Source organism: Thermomonas sp., from assembly GCF_035369645.1.
Lineage (GTDB): Bacteria > Pseudomonadota > Gammaproteobacteria > Xanthomonadales > Xanthomonadaceae > Thermomonas.
The window spans coordinates 1-15,548 of the sequence record NZ_DAOOUM010000053.1; the positions used below are offsets into that span (position 1 = coordinate 1).

A 15,548-nucleotide genomic window follows, 5' to 3' on the forward strand; every position below is an offset into this window, starting at 1 on the left:
TCCGACATCAATTTTATGGTGACCCACGCACGCGGCTTGGTGTGTCTGTCGCTGACCCGCGAGCGCTGCGCGCAGTTGGGGCTGAACCCGATGGTGCGCGACAACACCTCGCAGCACCACACCAATTTCACAGTCAGTATCGAGGCGGCCGAAGGCGTCACCACCGGCATCAGCGCGTACGACCGTGCGCATACGGTGCGCACTGCGGTGCGTCCGGATGCCAAGCCCGCCGACCTCAACCAGCCGGGGCATATTTTTCCGTTGATGGCGCAGCCCGGCGGCGTGCTCAACCGCGCCGGGCATACCGAAGCGGCGGCGGACTTGGCCTTGCTGGCCGGGTTTGAACCGGCTGGCGTGTTGGTGGAAATCCTCAATGCCGATGGCAGCATGGCGCGCCGCCCGCAGTTGGAAGTGTTCGCGCGCGAGCATGGCTTGAAGATTGGCTCCATCGAAGGGCTGATCCGCTACCGGCTGGAAACCGAACACACGGTGGAGCGCATCGACAGCCGCAGTATTGACACTGACCACGGCACCTTCACCCTGCATACCTATCGCGACCGCTTGAGTCGCGGGTTGCATTACGCGCTGGTGCGTGGCGAGGTGGCGGGGGATGCGCCGGTGCTGGTGCGCGTGCAACTGCAAAACCCGTTGGCCGATGCCCTGCATTGGCGGCGCGATGATTTTGGCCCGCTGACCGGCGATGTGCTGGCGCTGCTGGCGGCCAGCGAACGCGGTGTGTTGGTGCTGTTGGGCGATGTGCCGGAGGCCGAGGCCATCTTGGCGCGCATTCGCCAGCAACCGGCAGCGGCGGCCTCGAAAGCCGGTGCGTTGGCGCAGTGGCGGCGCAACGGTGCCGGTGCGCAAATCCTGGCCGATCTGGGCGCGCGCCACCTGCGCGTGCTGGGCACCCCGCGTCGGCAAGTCGGTTTGGCCGGCTACGGGCTGGAGGTGGTGGAATACGTGGCGCTGCCGGCGCGGTAAACTGCGCAGCCCCCAAGCCCGATGGCCCTTATGTCGCATTACGAAGGCGATCTGCGCGTGCAGCCTGACGCGCGGTTTGCAATTATTGCCAGCCGCTGGAACCCGCGCATCACCGATGCGCTGGTGGCGTCGGCGCGGGATACGTTTATCGCCAATGGGGCCGATGCCGCACAGTTGGTGATCGTGCGCGTGCCCGGTGCGTGGGAGCTACCGGTCTTGGCGCACACGTTGGCGCACAGCGGGCGTTATGCCGGCATCGTGGCACTAGGTTGTGTGGTGCGCGGCGACACCCGGCACTACGAACAAGTGGCCGATGGCGCTTCCAACGGCTTGATGCAGGTGGCCTTGCAAACCGGCGTGCCGGTGCAAAATGGCGTGCTGGCAGTGGAAACATTCGAGGATGCGTTGGCGCGTGCCGGCGGCAGCCATGGCAACAAAGGTGAAGAATGCGCATTGGTCGCCATCGAAATGGCGGATCTGCGCCGCAAGTTGCAGGAGCAAGCATGAACAAGCACCACCACCGTCGCCCCGATGGCATCGACCCCGTGGCCCGTTCGCGTTCGCGCCGGCGTGCGTTGCAGGCCATTTATGCGTGGCAAATCAACCACGCCGACGAGCGCGGCTTGATCGCCCAATTCGCGCACGAGCAAGCGCATGAAGTGGCCGATCTGGAGTATTTCGAAGACCTTGTGCGTGGCGTACTGCGCCATGTCGATACGTTGGATTCGGCATTGGCCCCGCACCTGGATCGCGGCATCGACGAGGTGGACGCGATCGAGCGCGCCGCGCTGCGTATCGCCGCCTACGAGCTGAGCCATCGCCCGGACGTGCCGTATCGTGTGGTCATCAACGAGGCCATCGACTCCACCAAGCGCTTTGGCTCCGAACACGGCCACACCTATGTCAACGGCGTGCTTGACAAGGCTGCGGTGGCGCTGCGCAGTGTGGAAGTCAGGAAATAAGCACGCTTGCCGCAGCGCCGGTCATGCATGAGTTCGATCTGATCGCCCGCATCCGCGCGCGTGCCGCTCTGCGCGGTGACGTGGTGTTGGGCATTGGCGATGACTGCGCGCTACTGGCACCGCCCGCTGGGATGCAGTTGGCAGTGACGATGGATACGCTCAATGTGGGCGTACATTTCCCCGCAGACACCGTGCCGTATGACATTGGCTGGAAAGCGCTGGCAGTGAACCTGTCCGACCTTGCGGCGATGGGCGCACAGCCGGCGTGGTGCACCTTATCGTTGTCGCTGCCGGGTGCGGACGCAGTATTTTTGGATGGCTTTACCGATGGTTTTCTGACGTTGGCCAAGCAGCATGATTTCGCGCTGATTGGCGGCGATACCACCCGTGGCCCGTTGTCGATTTCCGTCACGGCACACGGCCTGGTCGCACCCGGTAGCGCGCTGCGGCGTACGGGTGCGCAAGTGGGCGATGACGTTTGGGTCAGCGGCACCCTAGGCGATGCCGCCGGCGCGCTGCGGCAATGGCAGCAAGGGGATGCGATGACGCCGGTGCTGCGCGAACGCCTCGACCGGCCTATCCCGCGCGTGGCATTGGGCCGTGCACTGCGCGGACTTGCGCACGCGTGCATCGATATTTCCGATGGCCTGCTGGCCGACCTTGCGCATATCTGCAATTCCAGCGGCGTGGGTGCGCAGATCAATGTGGATGCGCTACCCGCCAGTGCGGCATTGCGGGAGGCGTTCGATGTGGCCACGTGCCGTGTGCTGCAAGCCAGCGGTGGCGACGATTACGAGCTGTGCTTTACCGCGCCACCAGTGCAGCGGGATATGCTTCATGCGCTGTCGCAGACGTTGAATTTGCCGCTCACCCACATCGGTGAAATCGTGACGGGCACAGGCGTGTGTTGCGCGGGTGTGGACGTGGCGGCAGCGGGTTATCAGCACTTCGCTTGAACTTCATCCGGCAACACTTTTCCCGGATTCAAAATGCCCTCCGGATCCAGTGCGTGTTTGATCGCCCACATGGTGGCGAGTGTGGCGGGCGTGAAGGCCTGCGGCATGAAGTCGCGCTTGGCCAGTCCAATGCCGTGCTCGCCGGACAGTGCGCCGCCCAGCGCAAGCGCCAGCTCAAAAATTTGCGGCAAGGCGTTGTAGGCGCGTGCGGTCTCGTCGGCATCGTCCGGGTGGTAGAGGATGTTGACGTGCAGGTTGCCGTTACCGGCGTGGCCGAAGCAGACAATGGGCAGGTTGGCCGCATCGGCAATGGCTTCAACACCTGCAACAAGATCGGGGATGCGCGACACCGGCACCACCACGTCCTCGTTGATCTTGCCGGGCGCAATACTGCGCAGCGCGGGTGACAGTGCGCGTCGCGCGGCCCACAGTGTGTCGCGGGAGATGCCGTCTTGCGCCACGTCCATGTCGATCACGCCGTCGCCATCGGCGGCTGCGCCGAGTGCGACGAGCATGTCGGGCAAGGCATCGACACTGCCGTCGGCTTCAATCAATAACATCGCGCCTGCGTCCGGCACGTTGCTGCCGTTGTGGCGCAGCAGGGCAAGGCTACGGCGGTCCATAAATTCCAGCATGGCCGGCACCACCGGCTGCGTCATCAGCCGCGACACCGCCGCCGCCGCCGCGCTGGCATCACGATAAAACACGCGCAGGCCAGCCTGTGCTTGCGGGCGCGGGGTGAGCTTGAGCGTGGCTTCGACAATGATACCCAGCGTGCCTTCGCTGCCAATCAGCAGATGGGTCAGGTCATAGCCGGAGGCATCTTTGGTGTACGCGCCGCCCACTTGGATGATCTCGCCACTGCCGGTCACCGCCACCAGCCCCAGCACGTTGTCGCGGGTGGTGCCGTATTTTACCGCACGCGGGCCGCCGGCATTGGTGGCCAGGTTGCCGCCAATGCTGCACATCTCCGCGCTGGACGGGTCGGGCGGCCAGAACAGGCCGTGTGGTTGCAATGCTTGTTGCAAATCACCATTGAGGACACCCGCTTCCACCACCGCACAGCGGTCGTGTGGATGCAGTGCGGTGATGCGGTTCATGCGCATCAGTGACAGCACGATACCGCCTTGCGTGGGCACCGCCGCGCCGGTGGTGCCGGTGCCCGCACCACGCGCGACGATGGGGATGCGATGCGCGCGGCAGGCGCGCACGATGGCGGCCACCTGCTCGCGCGTCTGCGGCAGCGCCACGGCATCGGGCAGGGCGTGGCGACGGGAGTCGTCGCTGGCATGGGCATCGCGGGTGGCGGCATCCACATGCCAACCGTCGCCTAGCAGGGCGGCAAGTTCGGTAATCAGCGCAGCGGGCAGGGCCATCGGATTTAGCACTCGTCGGCGCGAAACGCATCGCGCAGCCAGTCCAGTTGCGGTGCAGTCGGCACGCCGCTGGCAGCGATGACATCGAACCGGCAGGCCGCTTGCGCGTAGTGAGGATGTTGCGAAAGCCACACCTGCGCGGCGTGTACCAGTTTGCGGCGCTTGTTGGCATCCACCGACATCGCGCTGCCGCCGAACCCGGCGCTGGCGCGGTAGCGCACTTCCACAAACACCACGCTGCTGGCATCGCGCATCACCAAATCCAGCTCACCGCCGCGGCTTTGCGCATTGCGCGCCAGCAGTTGCAGCCCGTGGGCTTGCAAGAAATGCAGCGCTGCGGCTTCCACCGCATCGCCACGCGCACGTCGATCAAGCGGCTCAGCGGGCACCGTCAGCCAATGGCACGGCAATGCCACCCGAAAAGCGCGACCACGCCGGCCGCCGCAGCACATTGCCAAAGCCATCCAAACTTAGCTGCCCGGTGGCACCTTGGATGCGGGTATTGGGTTGCAGGGCCAGACGCTCCAAATATGCGGTCAGCCGCCACGCATCCACACCAAACGCAAACAGCCGCGCGGCGGGGCCTTTGGCGGTGTTCACGCGGGCGGCGGCGCTGGCTTGCGAAGGCAGGCCCTGCACCGGGCGGATCAGCCACGGCTCGGTGGGGAAGATGGTGCCGTCCAGCACCATGTCATCCACCGCGTTGCCGGTGCCGGAGGTGATTTGCGAGCTGGCATAGCGCGGCACTTGGCCCAGATTGGCCAGCGTCAGTTGTGGAATCAGGCTGCGTGCTTGTGGCGCTTTCAGCACCAGCAGCAGGGTGTCGGGCAGGTGGGTTTGCGCCAACTGCGCCAAGGCGTCGGTCATTTGCGCGCTATAGCCCAAGCTGGCCACCACCTGCACGCCACGCCGTTCCAATTGCGCCTTGGCAGAGTCCACCGTGCGGCGCTGGGCTTCTTCGCTGCCGGCAACCAGCAGCACGTGCTTGCTGCCACGCTCGATCAAGGCCTGCGCCAAGCTGATGCCTTCATCCTCTGGCGACAGGGAAAACGCCGCGCTGCCGGCGCTGGGCGAGCGATTGCCGCGATTGAGGGCCAGCAGCGGCAGTGGCGGTTCTTCGGCAAACACCGCATCGGCTTCGTCGCGGCCCAGTGGGCCCACGGCAAAATCGTTGCCATCGCTGGCGGCACGTGACAGCGCCGACTTCACCCCGGCGCTACTGTCATAAAAACGCAGCGTGGGGCGGCGTCGGGATTCACTGTAATAGCCCGCCAGATAGCCATCACGCACCGCTTCTGCTGCGGCGGCCTGACTGCCGGACAGCGGCAGCAAGATGGCCACTTTCAGCGGTGGCCGGTAGCCGTCCGTATCGGCGGCTGGGCGGTGTGCCGCACCAAAGCTGGTATCGCCACGATCAAACGGATGCGGCAGTGGCAAACCGCGACGCAGTAACACGCGCCCGGCAAAGTTGTACAGCGCATCACCCGCCGGCAATTTGGCGGCATCGCGGGCCAGGGTGCTGTCGTCCAACTGCGCCAACAGGCGCTCGATGGCGTCGGTGTTGTCGCGTCGCGCCTGCCCAGACAACGCGGCATGGCCGGCGGCCAAGGTTTGTGCCTGCACAAACGCGGGGGCATACGCGGCGGTATGCACAACCGGCTTGGTATCCACAGCGGCGCAGCCCGCCAAGGCCAGCAGCAGAACAAGAATCACGGGACGCATCAGGGTCACGGGTTAGGTGCTCATTGGGTTACCGGTTACGATTCTACCTGCGCACACGCAAAAGACAGCTATGCACGGTTTTGGAACGCTTTATGTCGTCGCCACGCCCATCGGTAATTTGGGCGATATCAGCCCGCGTGCGCTGGAAACCTTGAAGACGGTGACGGCAATCTGCGCCGAAGACACCCGTCATACCCGGCAGTTGTTGGCGCATTTCGGCATGGAGCGGCCTTTGATTGCGCTGCATGACCACAACGAAGAGGCGCAATCGGCGCAGTTGGTGGCGCGCTTGCAGGCCGGCGATAGCTTGGCCTTGGTGTCCGATGCCGGCACGCCGTTGGTGTCGGATCCGGGGTTCCGGTTGGTGCGCGCCGCACGCGAGGCCGGCATCAAGGTCAGCCCGGTGCCCGGTGCCAGTGCCTTGATCGCTGCACTCAGCGTGGCCGGCCTGCCCAGTGATCGCTTCGTGTTTGAAGGCTTTTTGCCGGCCAAGCCCAAGGCCCGCCGCGAGCATTTGGCCGGCTTGGCATCGGAAACACGCACGTTGATTTTTTATGAGTCGTCGCACCGCATCGAAGACACCCTGACCGATGCGGTTGCCGCGTTTGGTGGCGAACGCCGCGTGGTGCTGGCGCGTGAGCTGACCAAACTGTTTGAAACCGTGCTGGATGGGGACTTGCTTGCCGTGCAGGCACAGGTGGCCGCCGACCCCAACCAGCGCAAAGGTGAGTTTGTGCTGCTGGTGCAAGGTGCCAGTGAGGATGCCGATGCCAGCATCACCGAAGGCCGCCGCCTGTACGCCAAACTCAGCGAGCACTTACCGCCGTCCACCGCCGCCAAACTCGCCGCGGAGTTGTCCGGCGCATCGCGCAAAGACCTCTACGGCGGCTGATCACCCACCGGCATGCGACAATGCACGCGGCGGAGCTGGCCAGACAGTCGCGTCATCACCCAGCAATGGGCGGTGCCGAGGAAAGTCCGGGCTCCACAGGGTACGGTGCCAGGTAACGCCTGGGCGGCGCAAGCCGACGGACAGTGCAACAGAAAGATACCGCCAGCGGTCTCGCAAGAGATGCGGGTAAGGGTGAAATGGTGTGGTAAGAGCGCACCGCGAGTCTGGCAACAGACCGGCACGGCAAACCCCACCGGGAGCAAGACCAAATAGGGAGGCGTTGATGCGACCCGCAGAGCCTCCGGGTAGGTTGCTTGAGCGTATGGGTGACCATGCGCCTAGAGGAATGACTGTCCCAGACAGAACCCGGCTTATCGGCCGGCTCCGCCACTTTTGTACATCAGCTGATTCAAGCCGGGGCCTGGGTCAGCGTGGTTTCACCGACAAACACCCCCATTGGGCCAAATCGGCGCTCGATGATGGTGCTGTGACCGTTGTAATCGACCAAAATCAGCGTGCTGGCGCGGGTGCCGTAGCTGTGTTCGCGAATAAAAGCGGCAGACAGGCGGCGTTCTAGATCGAGCGCGATGCCGGTCTGCGGCAACTCTGCGTCGGCGGCGAGGGTTTCGTCGGCCAGGGCCTGCCACAGGGGGTGCAGGTCGGTGTGCCCAGCACGCGCCCATTGCGCCAGCGCGGCGCATAGACGTTGGGTTTTAGGCCAGGGCGCGTCCAGTGGGCCGTTGGAGATGCCATGCACGCCGTCGGCGAGGCGGGTGGCATGGTGTTGCCCCGGGTTGCCCACGTGCGCGCAGCCGCTGGCATCGGCAACCAATAAATTGAACGGGGCGTAGTGCTGGGCGTGATCAGCCAAGGTTTGCGCATACGTCAGTGCGTCCTGCGTGCCACGCAAAAAATCGCTGGGCAAGGCCCCACGTGAGGGGCCAGTAAACGCTAGCGCCGGGCCGTTGCGCACATTGGTGACCACCGCCACCCGGCCATCGCGACCCAAGCCCATCCAGGTGCCACCTGCTTGCAGGTCGCGACCGGCCAATACCGGTGCGTCATCCCATAGGGCCAGCGGCGCGGTCGGGCGGGCATGGGATTCGTCGCGATTGCCGGCCATGACCAGCCGCCAGCGCGGGTGCAACTGTGTGGCGAAAGCAGCAAGGCACATATGCGCATTGTGCCTGTGCTTTGGCTATTCATTTATTGCGGTGCAGCATCACCTGTCGCGGGATGCGGCCGACAGCGGAGAAATGCGATGTGCTTGGCACATTGCTAAAATTTGAAGTGAAACAAATGCTTGTGGATCAAGTTTGAACAACTTCTTGAAGTTTGCTGCAAGTGATTGACCGCGCTTGGGAAATTTCTCTTTTGCAGCGTGTTGACAGGGGGTATTTGCCTGCTAATGTGGCGCTTCGTGGGAAAACCGGGGAAATTGTGGTTTTTCTGAGTTGACTGCCGCAAACGACGGGGCCAAAGACGGGCATGTTCCAGGGCGAAACCGCCATTACGATTGACGACAAGGGCCGACTGGCGATTCCTACCGCCTATCGGGAACTGGTCGCGTCTGCCTGTGGCAATCGTCTGGTGTTGACCTACAACCCGTTTGAAAACGGCTGCCTGTACCTGTACCCGCAGGCGGTGTGGGAAAAAGTACGAGATCAGGTCAATGCCCTGCCCAAAACCAAAAAAACCAGCCGCATCCTGCAATTGAAATTGGTCGGCGCGGCCTCGCTGGTCGAGCCCGATGGCAATGCGCGCATCTCCATTCCGGCCAGTCAGCGCAGCGCGGTCGGCATCGAAAAGAAAGCGGTGCTGTTGGGCATGGGCGACAAGTTTGAGTTGTGGAGCGAGCTGGCGCATCACGAACAGATCCGGCAAACCCTGGGGGACGCCGATCTGGGGGATGACTTACTGGATTTGACCTTGTGAGCGGCGGTGGCGCGGGCCTGATGCCTGCCCACCTGCCGGTGTTGTTTGCCGAAGTCATGGATGGGTTGGCGATCAAAGCAGACGGCACCTATCTGGATGGCACGTTTGGGCGTGGCGGACACGCCCGCGGGGTGTTGCAGCGGCTGGGGCCGCAGGGACAGTTGCTGGTGATGGACAAAGACCCGGAGGCGATCGCGGTGGCCATGCAATTGGCCAGCACGGATGCGCGCCTGGTCTGGCAGCGCGGGAGTTTTGTGGGCATGGCGCAATGGCCGGCCGCGCATGCAGGGTTGGACGGCGTGCTGCTGGATTTGGGCGTGTCGTCGCCGCAGCTGGATGTGGCCGAGCGCGGGTTTTCGTTCGGCAAGGATGGCCCGTTGGACATGCGCATGGATCCCGAATCGGGCGAAAGCGCGGCGCAGTGGTTGGCGCGGGCATCCGAAAAAGAAATTGCCGATGTGTTGTGGTTACATGGTGAAGAACGTCAGAGCCGGCGTATTGCGCGCGCCATCGTGGCGCAGCGTGCAACCGAACCACTGCTGCGCACCGCGCAACTGGCCGCGCTGATTGCGCAAGTCATGCCGCGTGGCGATGCCAAAATTCATCCGGCTACGCGCAGCTTTCAAGCTATCCGCATCCATATCAATCGCGAACTGGGTGACCTTGAAGAGGGTTTGAATGCCGCATTGGCGCAACTCAAGCCGGGTGGGCGGCTGGCGGTGATCAGCTTTCATTCGCTGGAAGACCGCATCGTCAAGCACTTCATGGCGCAGCATGCCAAGGCGCCGCCAGCTAACCGGCGGATGCCGGTGGAGATTGCCTTTACGCCCACGTTGCGGCTGTTGGGTGGTGCGCAAAAAGCGGGCACCACCGAGTTGGCGGCCAATCCGCGAGCGCGTAGCGCGGTGTTGCGGGTGGCCGAAAAACTCGCTGCACCAATGGCGGTGACGGCATGATCCGCGGCCTCTTGCTGGCGGTGTTGGTGCTGGCCAATGTGGCCAGTGCGCTGCTGATCGTGCGCGACCGGCATGAGCACCGGCAGGCATTTGTGGCGCTGACGCGGCTGGAGAAAGCGCGCGACACCTTGAATATCGAATTTGGCCGCTTGCAGTTGGAGCAAGCGACGTGGGCAGAGAGTGGCCGCGTCGATCAAGTGGCGCGGGTGCAATTGGGCATGGTGCTGCCGCGCACCGAAGACACCGTGGTGCTACGCCGATGAAGCGAATCGACAAACGGCAACGCTGGTTTGGCTGGGGCGCGCGCCGCGAACAAAGCACTGGCCAGTCTGAATTGCGCAAGCGGTTGTTGCTGGTATGCGGCTTTCTGGGTTTGGCATCGGCGGGGCTGCTGGCGCGTGCGCTGGACTTGCAGGTCATCGACCATAATTTCTATCGGCAGCAGGGCGATGCACGCTTCCTGCGCGAGATCCCAATCGCGACCTCGCGCGGGATGATTACCGACCGCAATGGCGAGCCACTGGCGATTTCTTCACCGGTGGAGTCGATCTGGGCCAACCCCAAAGAATTGCTGAAGTCGCCAGCACGCTTGCCGGCACTGGCGCAGGCCTTGGGGATGCCGCAAGACGAGTTGGCGCAGCGGCTGAGCACGCGCGCCGACAAAGAATTTGTGTACCTCAAGCGCCGCATCAACCCGGACGAAGCCGCGCGCATCTTGGCGTTGGATATCCCCGGCGTGGCCAGCCAGCGCGAATACCGCCGCTTTTATCCGCAAGGGGAAATGCTGGCGCATGTGCTGGGTTTCACCAGTATTGACGATCGCGGGCAGGAGGGCTTGGAGCTGGCCTTCGATGACTGGTTGAGTGGCACCCCGGGGGCCAAGCGCGTCATTCGCGATAACAAGGGCCGCATCGTCGAAAACGTGGATTTGGTGCGCGCAGCGCAACCCGGCCACGAGTTGACCCTGAGCATCGACCGTCGCATCCAGTATTTGACCCATCGCGAGTTGCGCAATGCGATCAGCGAAACCGGCGCCAGCAGTGGCTCGGCGGTGGTGTTGGATGTGGCCACCGGCGAAGTGCTGGCGATGACCAATTTCCCTACCTTCAACCCCAATGCGGTGGGCAGCAGTCCGCGTGATGCGCACCGTAATCGCGCGGTCACCGATTTGCTGGAACCCGGCTCGACGATGAAGCCGATTACCGTGGCGGCCGGGTTGGAAGCTGGCGTGATTACGCCCACAACGCTGTTCAACACCAGCCCAGGTCGGATTGCCAATGGCAAGTACTGGACCACGGACACCCACAACTACGGGGTGCTAGATACCACCGGCATCATCCGCAAAAGCTCCAACGTGGGCGCGTCCTTGGTGGCCAGGCGGTTGACCGATGCGCAGTTCAACGATTTCTTGCGCCGCTTTGGGTATGGCAAATCCACCCATAGTGGTTTCCCGGGCGAAGCGGCGGGCTTGTTTCCGCAGCCCGACCGCTGGAGCGGCACCACCAAACAAACCATGAGTTATGGCTACGGTCTGAGCGTCACCCCGCTGCAGATCGCCACGGCGTATGCCGCGTTGGGTAATGGTGGCTTGCTGCATCAGCCCAGTTTTGTGAAAGACCAGCACAACCCGGCCAAACGGGTGCTGGACGAAAAGATCGCGCGCGAAGTCTTGCAGATGATGCAAACCGTCACCGAGCCCGGCGGTACCGCGCTCCAAGCGGCGATTCTGGGCTATCACGTGGCCGGCAAAACCGGCACCTCGCGCAAGGCCAGCGCGGGTGGGTATTCGCGGCGGTATATCGGCTATTTCGCGGGTCTGGTGCCGGTGGATCACCCGCGATTTGCCATGGTGGTGGCGGTCAATGACCCGGATCCTTCGCGCAAGGGGTATTACGGCGGCGTGGTGTCGGCACCGGTGTTTCGCAATGTGATGGAAGGCGCGCTGCGCTTGATGGATGTGGCACCCGACAATCTGGATGCGTGGCTGGCCGCGCAAGAGACCGCCGAGGCCAAGCGCATCAAGGCCGAAGCCCGCAACACGCCGCGCGTGGCCAATGTCGCCAGCGCCATGGGCAGCAAACCGGCAGTGCAAGGGGGCGTGCAATGACGCGCGCACTGCTGCTCAGCGAGCTGCTGCCGGAACTTGAAGGTCTGTCGGCTGATTTGGCGGTGACCGGCTTGGTGCAAGACAGCCGCGAAGTCCAGCCCGGCAATGCCTTTGTGGCAATCGCCGGGTTTGGCGCGCATGGCTTGAATTTTGTCGATGCTGCGCGCGCGGCAGGCGCAAGCGCGGTGCTGTTTGAGCCGCCGGCACCGGCCGATTTGCCGGCACCTGGCGACGCCATTGCGGTCACGGGGTTGCGCGCCCGCATGGGCGCAATGGCTGATCATTTCCATGGTCATCCCAGCGCCGAGATGACCACCGTGGGGGTGACCGGCACCAACGGCAAAACATCCACCGTGCAATTGCTGGCGCAGGCGTGGACTTTGCGCGGGCAAACAGTGGGCACGCTAGGTACCTTGGGGACCGGCATCTGGCCGAAAACCGTGCCAACCGGTTTCACCACCCCATTGGTGCTGCGCTTGCATGCACTGTTGGCCGAATTGCGCGATGAAGGCGCAGCGGCGGTGGCGATGGAAGTGTCATCGCATGCGCTGGATCAAGGCCGCGTGGATGGCGTGCATTTCGATGTCGCGGTGTTCACCAACTTGACCCGCGACCATCTGGACTACCACGGCGACATGGCCAGCTACGGTGCGGCCAAGCGCAAATTATTTGAGTGGCCGGGGCTGCGTGCGGCCACGGTCAATTTGGATGATCCGTTTGGGCGCGAATTGCATGCGGCGGTGAATGGCAAAGTGCGCGCGTTGGGGTTCTCTTCGCGCGGTGCCGCCGGTGCCAGTGTGCGCGCCGAGGATGTACTGCTGGATGGCAGCGGCATCCGCTTCATGCTGCATGCCGCCGGGCAAGCGCATCCGGTGCGCTCGCCGCTGCTGGGTCGTTTCAATGTCGATAATTTGCTGGGCGTGGCCACCACCTTGTTTGCCTTGGACATGGCACCGGCGGTGATTGCTGAAACCCTATCGCAATTGCTGCCGGTAGATGGCCGCATGAATCGGCTTGGCGGCGAGGGTGGCTTGCCATTGGTGGTGGTGGATTACGCGCACACCCCCGATGCATTGGAGCAAGCGCTGACCTCATTGCGTGCGCATGTGGAAGGTCGCCTGACCTGCGTGTTCGGCTGTGGTGGTGAACGTGATACCGGCAAGCGCCCGCAAATGGCCGCGATTGCCGAGCGGCTGGCCGATGTGGTGATCGTCACCGATGACAACCCGCGTCACGAAAATGGCGATGCCATCGTGGCCGACATCGTGGCCGGGTTTGACAACCCCGCACTTGTCCTTGTGCAGCGTGACCGCGCGCAGGCCATCGCGCAGGCCATCACGCAAGCCGGTGCGGGCGATGTGGTGTTGATCGCCGGTAAAGGTCATGAGCCGTATCAAGACGTGGGCGGCATCAAACATCCGTTCGATGATGCACAAATGGCACGCGAACAATTGCGGAGGCATGCATGAAGCCGCGCGCATTGTCGTGGATTGCGCAGGTCACCGGCGGCACGCTGGTGGGCGATGACTGCATGATCAATGCCATCGCCACCGACACCCGCGCGCTGCCGCACACCGGTGCGCCTTTGTTCGTGGCGCTGAAGGGCGAGCATTTCGATGGCCATGCGCATGTAACCAAGGCGGCTGCTGGTGGCTGTGTGGCGGCCTTGGTTGCGCACGCGGTGGATGCCGAAGTGGCGCAAGTGGTTGTCGCCGATAGCACACATGCGCTGGCGGCACTGGCGGCGGCGGTGCAGCGCGAACGCGCGACCCAAGTGCTGGCGGTGACCGGCAGCAATGGCAAGACATCGGTCAAAACCTTGCTGCTGTCGATCTTGGCGCAAATGGGCGGTGCCTATGCCAACCCGGGTAATTTCAATAACGAAATTGGATTGCCGCTGGCAGTGTTGGCAGCACCCGATGATGCCCGTTTTGCGGTGTATGAAATGGGTGCCGGCAAGCCCGGCGACATCGCGTATCTAACCGCCATCGCGCGCCCCAACGTGGCGCTGGTCAACAACATCGCACCGGCGCATTTGGAGCGCATGGGCAGCTTGCTGGGCGTGGCGCAAACCAAGGGCGCGATCTATGCCGCGCTGCCTGCCGATGGAGTGGCGGTGGTCAATCTGGATGATGCGTTTGCGTTGTATTTTTTGGAACAGGTGCAAGGCAAGCGCGTGGTGCGTTTCGGGCTGGATGCGCATGCCGATGTCAGTGCACGCAACATCAATAGCAGCAGCACCGGCTCGCAATTTGTCCTGACCTGCAAGGCCGGTGAAGCCCACATTCAGTTGCCCATGCCGGGCCGCCACAATGTGCGTAATGCCCTGGCCGCTGCGGCAATGGCGATGGCGGTGGGCGCAACGTTGACGCAAGTGCAGGCCGGGCTGGAGCGTGTGCAGCCGGTCGCTGGGCGACTGGTTACGCATCGCTTGCACAGTGGCGCGGTGTTGGTGGATGACAGCTACAACGCCAACCCGGGCTCGGTGACGGCAGCGATCGACACCCTTGCCAGCGGTGCCAATGCGGCATGGTTGGTACTGGGTGATATGCGCGAGTTGGGTGCCGATGAGGTCGCCTTGCATGCGCAAGTGGGGCAACACGCCAAGGCCGCGGGCATTGCCCGGCTTTACACCTTGGGCGCATTGAGCGCGCACGCCGCACAAGCCTTTGCCGAGGGTGCCCAACAGTTTGCCAGCCACGCGGCCTTGGCCGATGCGCTGCTAGCAGACCTGCATCCCAATGTGACGGTACTAGTGAAAGGGTCGCGCGGCAGTGCGATGGATAAGATTGTGACAGCGCTGTTGGCACACGATGCCGCCAGCGGCAAGGAGACCGACCCCCATGCTGCTTGAACTCACCCGTTGGCTGGAGCAGTTGCAGGGCCACTTCAACCTGTTCAACTACCTCACCTTCCGCGCCATTTTGGCGGCGCTGACCTCGTTGGCGTTGTCGCTGTGGTGGGGGCCGCGAATGATCCGTTATCTGGCCACCCTCAAAGGCGGTCAACCGATCCGCAAAGATGGCCCGCAGTCGCATTTTTCCAAGGCCGGCACGCCGACCATGGGCGGTGCGCTGATCTTGGCCTCGATCGCCGCCACCGTGCTGTTGTGGAGCGATCTGCGCAACAAATATGTGTGGGTGGTGCTGGTGGTGATGTTGGGCTTTGGTGCCATCGGTTGGGCCGATGACTGGATCAAAATCGTCAAACGCGACCCCAATGGCATGCGCTCGCGAACCAAGTACGCACTCCAGTCGGTTTTGGGTTTGGCTGCGGGCATCTACTTGTTTGCCTTTGCCGACGTGGCGGCGGCGACCACGTTCTACGTGCCGTTGTTCAAGTCGATTGCATTGCCGATGGCAGGGGTGGGGTTCGTTGCGGTTGCATATTTTTGGATCGTGGGGTTTTCCAACGCGGTCAATTTGACCGATGGCCTCGATGGTTTGGCGATCATGCCGACCGTCCTGGTGGCCTGCGCGCTGGGTGTATTTGCGTATGCCTCGGGCAACGCCACCTTCGCCCAATACCTGCAAATCCCGCGGGTTCCGGGTGCTGGTGAGTTGATTATTTTCTGCACGGCGATCGCCGGTGCCGGGCTTGGGTTCTTGTGGTTCAACACCTATCCGGCAATGGTGTTCATGGGCGATATCGGCGCGCTGGC

At 63.4% G+C, this 15,548-nt stretch carries 16 protein-coding genes and 1 other RNA gene; 13 read left to right on the plus strand and 4 right to left on the minus strand.

The genetic code is table 11. The annotated features are described in order from the left end of the window. From PK789_RS09880 to thiL, 4 genes are all read left to right on the plus strand, one after another. Positions 1-981, plus strand: a 981-nt coding sequence (locus PK789_RS09880; protein WP_324308590.1) for a 3,4-dihydroxy-2-butanone-4-phosphate synthase, incomplete at its 5' end; no start/stop codon positions are given. A 30-nt stretch (positions 982-1,011) separates the two neighbouring features. Further along, a complete protein-coding gene (gene ribH / locus PK789_RS09885; protein ID WP_324308591.1) occupies positions 1,012-1,488 on the plus strand; it encodes a 6,7-dimethyl-8-ribityllumazine synthase in 477 nt (158 codons plus the stop codon). Further along, positions 1,485-1,943, plus strand: coding sequence for a transcription antitermination factor NusB (nusB, locus tag PK789_RS09890; protein WP_324308592.1), 459 nt, complete (start codon positions 1,485-1,487; stop codon positions 1,941-1,943). Before ribH ends, nusB begins: the two co-directional genes overlap by 4 nt. A gap of 23 nt (positions 1,944-1,966) precedes the next feature. Next, a complete protein-coding gene (gene thiL / locus PK789_RS09895) occupies positions 1,967-2,899 on the plus strand; it encodes a thiamine-phosphate kinase (protein WP_324308593.1) in 933 nt (310 codons plus the stop codon). Here thiL and PK789_RS09900 read toward each other — a convergent pair. From PK789_RS09900 to PK789_RS09910, 3 genes are read right to left on the minus strand one after another with little or no spacing between them, the layout of a single operon-like run. Then, a complete protein-coding gene (locus PK789_RS09900; protein ID WP_324308594.1) occupies positions 2,884-4,275 on the minus strand; it encodes an FAD-binding oxidoreductase in 1,392 nt (463 codons plus the stop codon). The genes thiL and PK789_RS09900 overlap by 16 nt on opposite strands. 5 nt (positions 4,276-4,280) lie before the next feature. Then, complete coding sequence (locus tag PK789_RS09905) at positions 4,281-4,664, minus strand: YraN family protein (RefSeq protein ID WP_349768818.1); 384 nt, start codon at positions 4,662-4,664, stop codon at positions 4,281-4,283. After that, on the minus strand, positions 4,654-5,988 hold the full coding sequence (locus PK789_RS09910) for a penicillin-binding protein activator (protein ID WP_324308596.1): 1,335 nt from the start codon (positions 5,986-5,988) through the stop codon (positions 4,654-4,656). Before PK789_RS09910 ends, PK789_RS09905 begins: the two co-directional genes overlap by 11 nt. 79 nt (positions 5,989-6,067) lie before the next feature. Between PK789_RS09910 and rsmI the strand changes: the two genes are divergently transcribed. Continuing rightward, positions 6,068-6,889 carry a 16S rRNA (cytidine(1402)-2'-O)-methyltransferase gene (gene rsmI / locus PK789_RS09915; RefSeq protein ID WP_324308597.1) on the plus strand — a complete coding sequence of 274 codons (822 nt, stop codon included), beginning with the start codon at positions 6,068-6,070 and terminating at the stop codon, positions 6,887-6,889. A gap of 31 nt (positions 6,890-6,920) precedes the next feature. Next, positions 6,921-7,279, plus strand: an RNA gene (gene rnpB, locus PK789_RS09920) — RNase P RNA component class A. Positions 7,280-7,298: 19 nt separating this feature from the next. On the opposite strand, the gene PK789_RS09925 is transcribed toward rnpB, so the two are convergent. Further along, positions 7,299-8,063 carry an NRDE family protein gene (locus PK789_RS09925; RefSeq protein WP_324308598.1) on the minus strand — a complete coding sequence of 255 codons (765 nt, stop codon included), beginning with the start codon at positions 8,061-8,063 and terminating at the stop codon, positions 7,299-7,301. A 314-nt stretch (positions 8,064-8,377) separates the two neighbouring features. On the opposite strand from PK789_RS09925, the gene mraZ reads away from it, so the two are divergent. The 7 genes from mraZ to mraY form a co-directional block, all read left to right on the plus strand. Next, entirely contained in the window at positions 8,378-8,824 is a 447-nt protein-coding gene (mraZ, locus tag PK789_RS09930; RefSeq protein ID WP_324308599.1) for a division/cell wall cluster transcriptional repressor MraZ, read from the plus strand. 20 nt (positions 8,825-8,844) lie between these two features. Beyond that, a complete protein-coding gene (gene rsmH, locus PK789_RS09935; protein WP_324308600.1) occupies positions 8,845-9,780 on the plus strand; it encodes a 16S rRNA (cytosine(1402)-N(4))-methyltransferase RsmH in 936 nt (311 codons plus the stop codon). Next, positions 9,777-10,043: a cell division protein FtsL gene (ftsL, locus tag PK789_RS09940; protein WP_503011939.1), complete on the plus strand. Its 267-nt coding sequence runs from the start codon at positions 9,777-9,779 to the stop codon at positions 10,041-10,043. The genes rsmH and ftsL overlap by 4 nt, the downstream gene beginning before the upstream one ends. Beyond that, positions 10,040-11,887, plus strand: coding sequence for a peptidoglycan D,D-transpeptidase FtsI family protein (locus tag PK789_RS09945; RefSeq protein ID WP_324308601.1), 1,848 nt, complete (start codon positions 10,040-10,042; stop codon positions 11,885-11,887). The genes ftsL and PK789_RS09945 overlap by 4 nt, the downstream gene beginning before the upstream one ends. Continuing rightward, the gene (locus PK789_RS09950) at positions 11,884-13,356 is read left to right on the plus strand and encodes a UDP-N-acetylmuramoyl-L-alanyl-D-glutamate--2,6-diaminopimelate ligase (protein ID WP_324308602.1); all 1,473 of its coding nucleotides are present in this window, start codon (positions 11,884-11,886) and stop codon (positions 13,354-13,356) included. Before PK789_RS09945 ends, PK789_RS09950 begins: the two co-directional genes overlap by 4 nt. After that, a complete protein-coding gene (locus PK789_RS09955) occupies positions 13,353-14,741 on the plus strand; it encodes a UDP-N-acetylmuramoyl-tripeptide--D-alanyl-D-alanine ligase (protein ID WP_324308603.1) in 1,389 nt (462 codons plus the stop codon). The genes PK789_RS09950 and PK789_RS09955 overlap by 4 nt, the downstream gene beginning before the upstream one ends. Beyond that, the coding region (mraY, locus tag PK789_RS09960) for a phospho-N-acetylmuramoyl-pentapeptide-transferase (RefSeq protein WP_324308604.1) at positions 14,731-15,548 on the plus strand (818 nt) is incomplete at its 3' end. The genes PK789_RS09955 and mraY, both read left to right, overlap by 11 nt.

Coding starts and splice junctions, on each gene's coding strand:
- PK789_RS09955 (WP_324308603.1), top strand. CDS start 13,353: ATGAAGCCGCGCGCATTGTCGTGGATTGCGCAGGTCACCGGCGGCACG.
- nusB (WP_324308592.1), top strand. CDS start 1,485: ATGAACAAGCACCACCACCGTCGCCCCGATGGCATCGACCCCGTGGCC.
- mraZ (WP_324308599.1), top strand. CDS start 8,378: ATGTTCCAGGGCGAAACCGCCATTACGATTGACGACAAGGGCCGACTG.
- PK789_RS09945 (WP_324308601.1), top strand. CDS start 10,040: ATGAAGCGAATCGACAAACGGCAACGCTGGTTTGGCTGGGGCGCGCGC.
- PK789_RS09950 (WP_324308602.1), top strand. CDS start 11,884: ATGACGCGCGCACTGCTGCTCAGCGAGCTGCTGCCGGAACTTGAAGGT.
- PK789_RS09925 (WP_324308598.1), bottom strand. CDS start 8,063: ATGTGCCTTGCTGCTTTCGCCACACAGTTGCACCCGCGCTGGCGGCTG.
- thiL (WP_324308593.1), top strand. CDS start 1,967: ATGCATGAGTTCGATCTGATCGCCCGCATCCGCGCGCGTGCCGCTCTG.
- rsmH (WP_324308600.1), top strand. CDS start 8,845: ATGCCTGCCCACCTGCCGGTGTTGTTTGCCGAAGTCATGGATGGGTTG.
- PK789_RS09900 (WP_324308594.1), bottom strand. CDS start 4,275: ATGGCCCTGCCCGCTGCGCTGATTACCGAACTTGCCGCCCTGCTAGGC.
- ftsL (WP_503011939.1), top strand. CDS start 9,777: ATGATCCGCGGCCTCTTGCTGGCGGTGTTGGTGCTGGCCAATGTGGCC.
- rsmI (WP_324308597.1), top strand. CDS start 6,068: ATGCACGGTTTTGGAACGCTTTATGTCGTCGCCACGCCCATCGGTAAT.
- ribH (WP_324308591.1), top strand. CDS start 1,012: ATGTCGCATTACGAAGGCGATCTGCGCGTGCAGCCTGACGCGCGGTTT.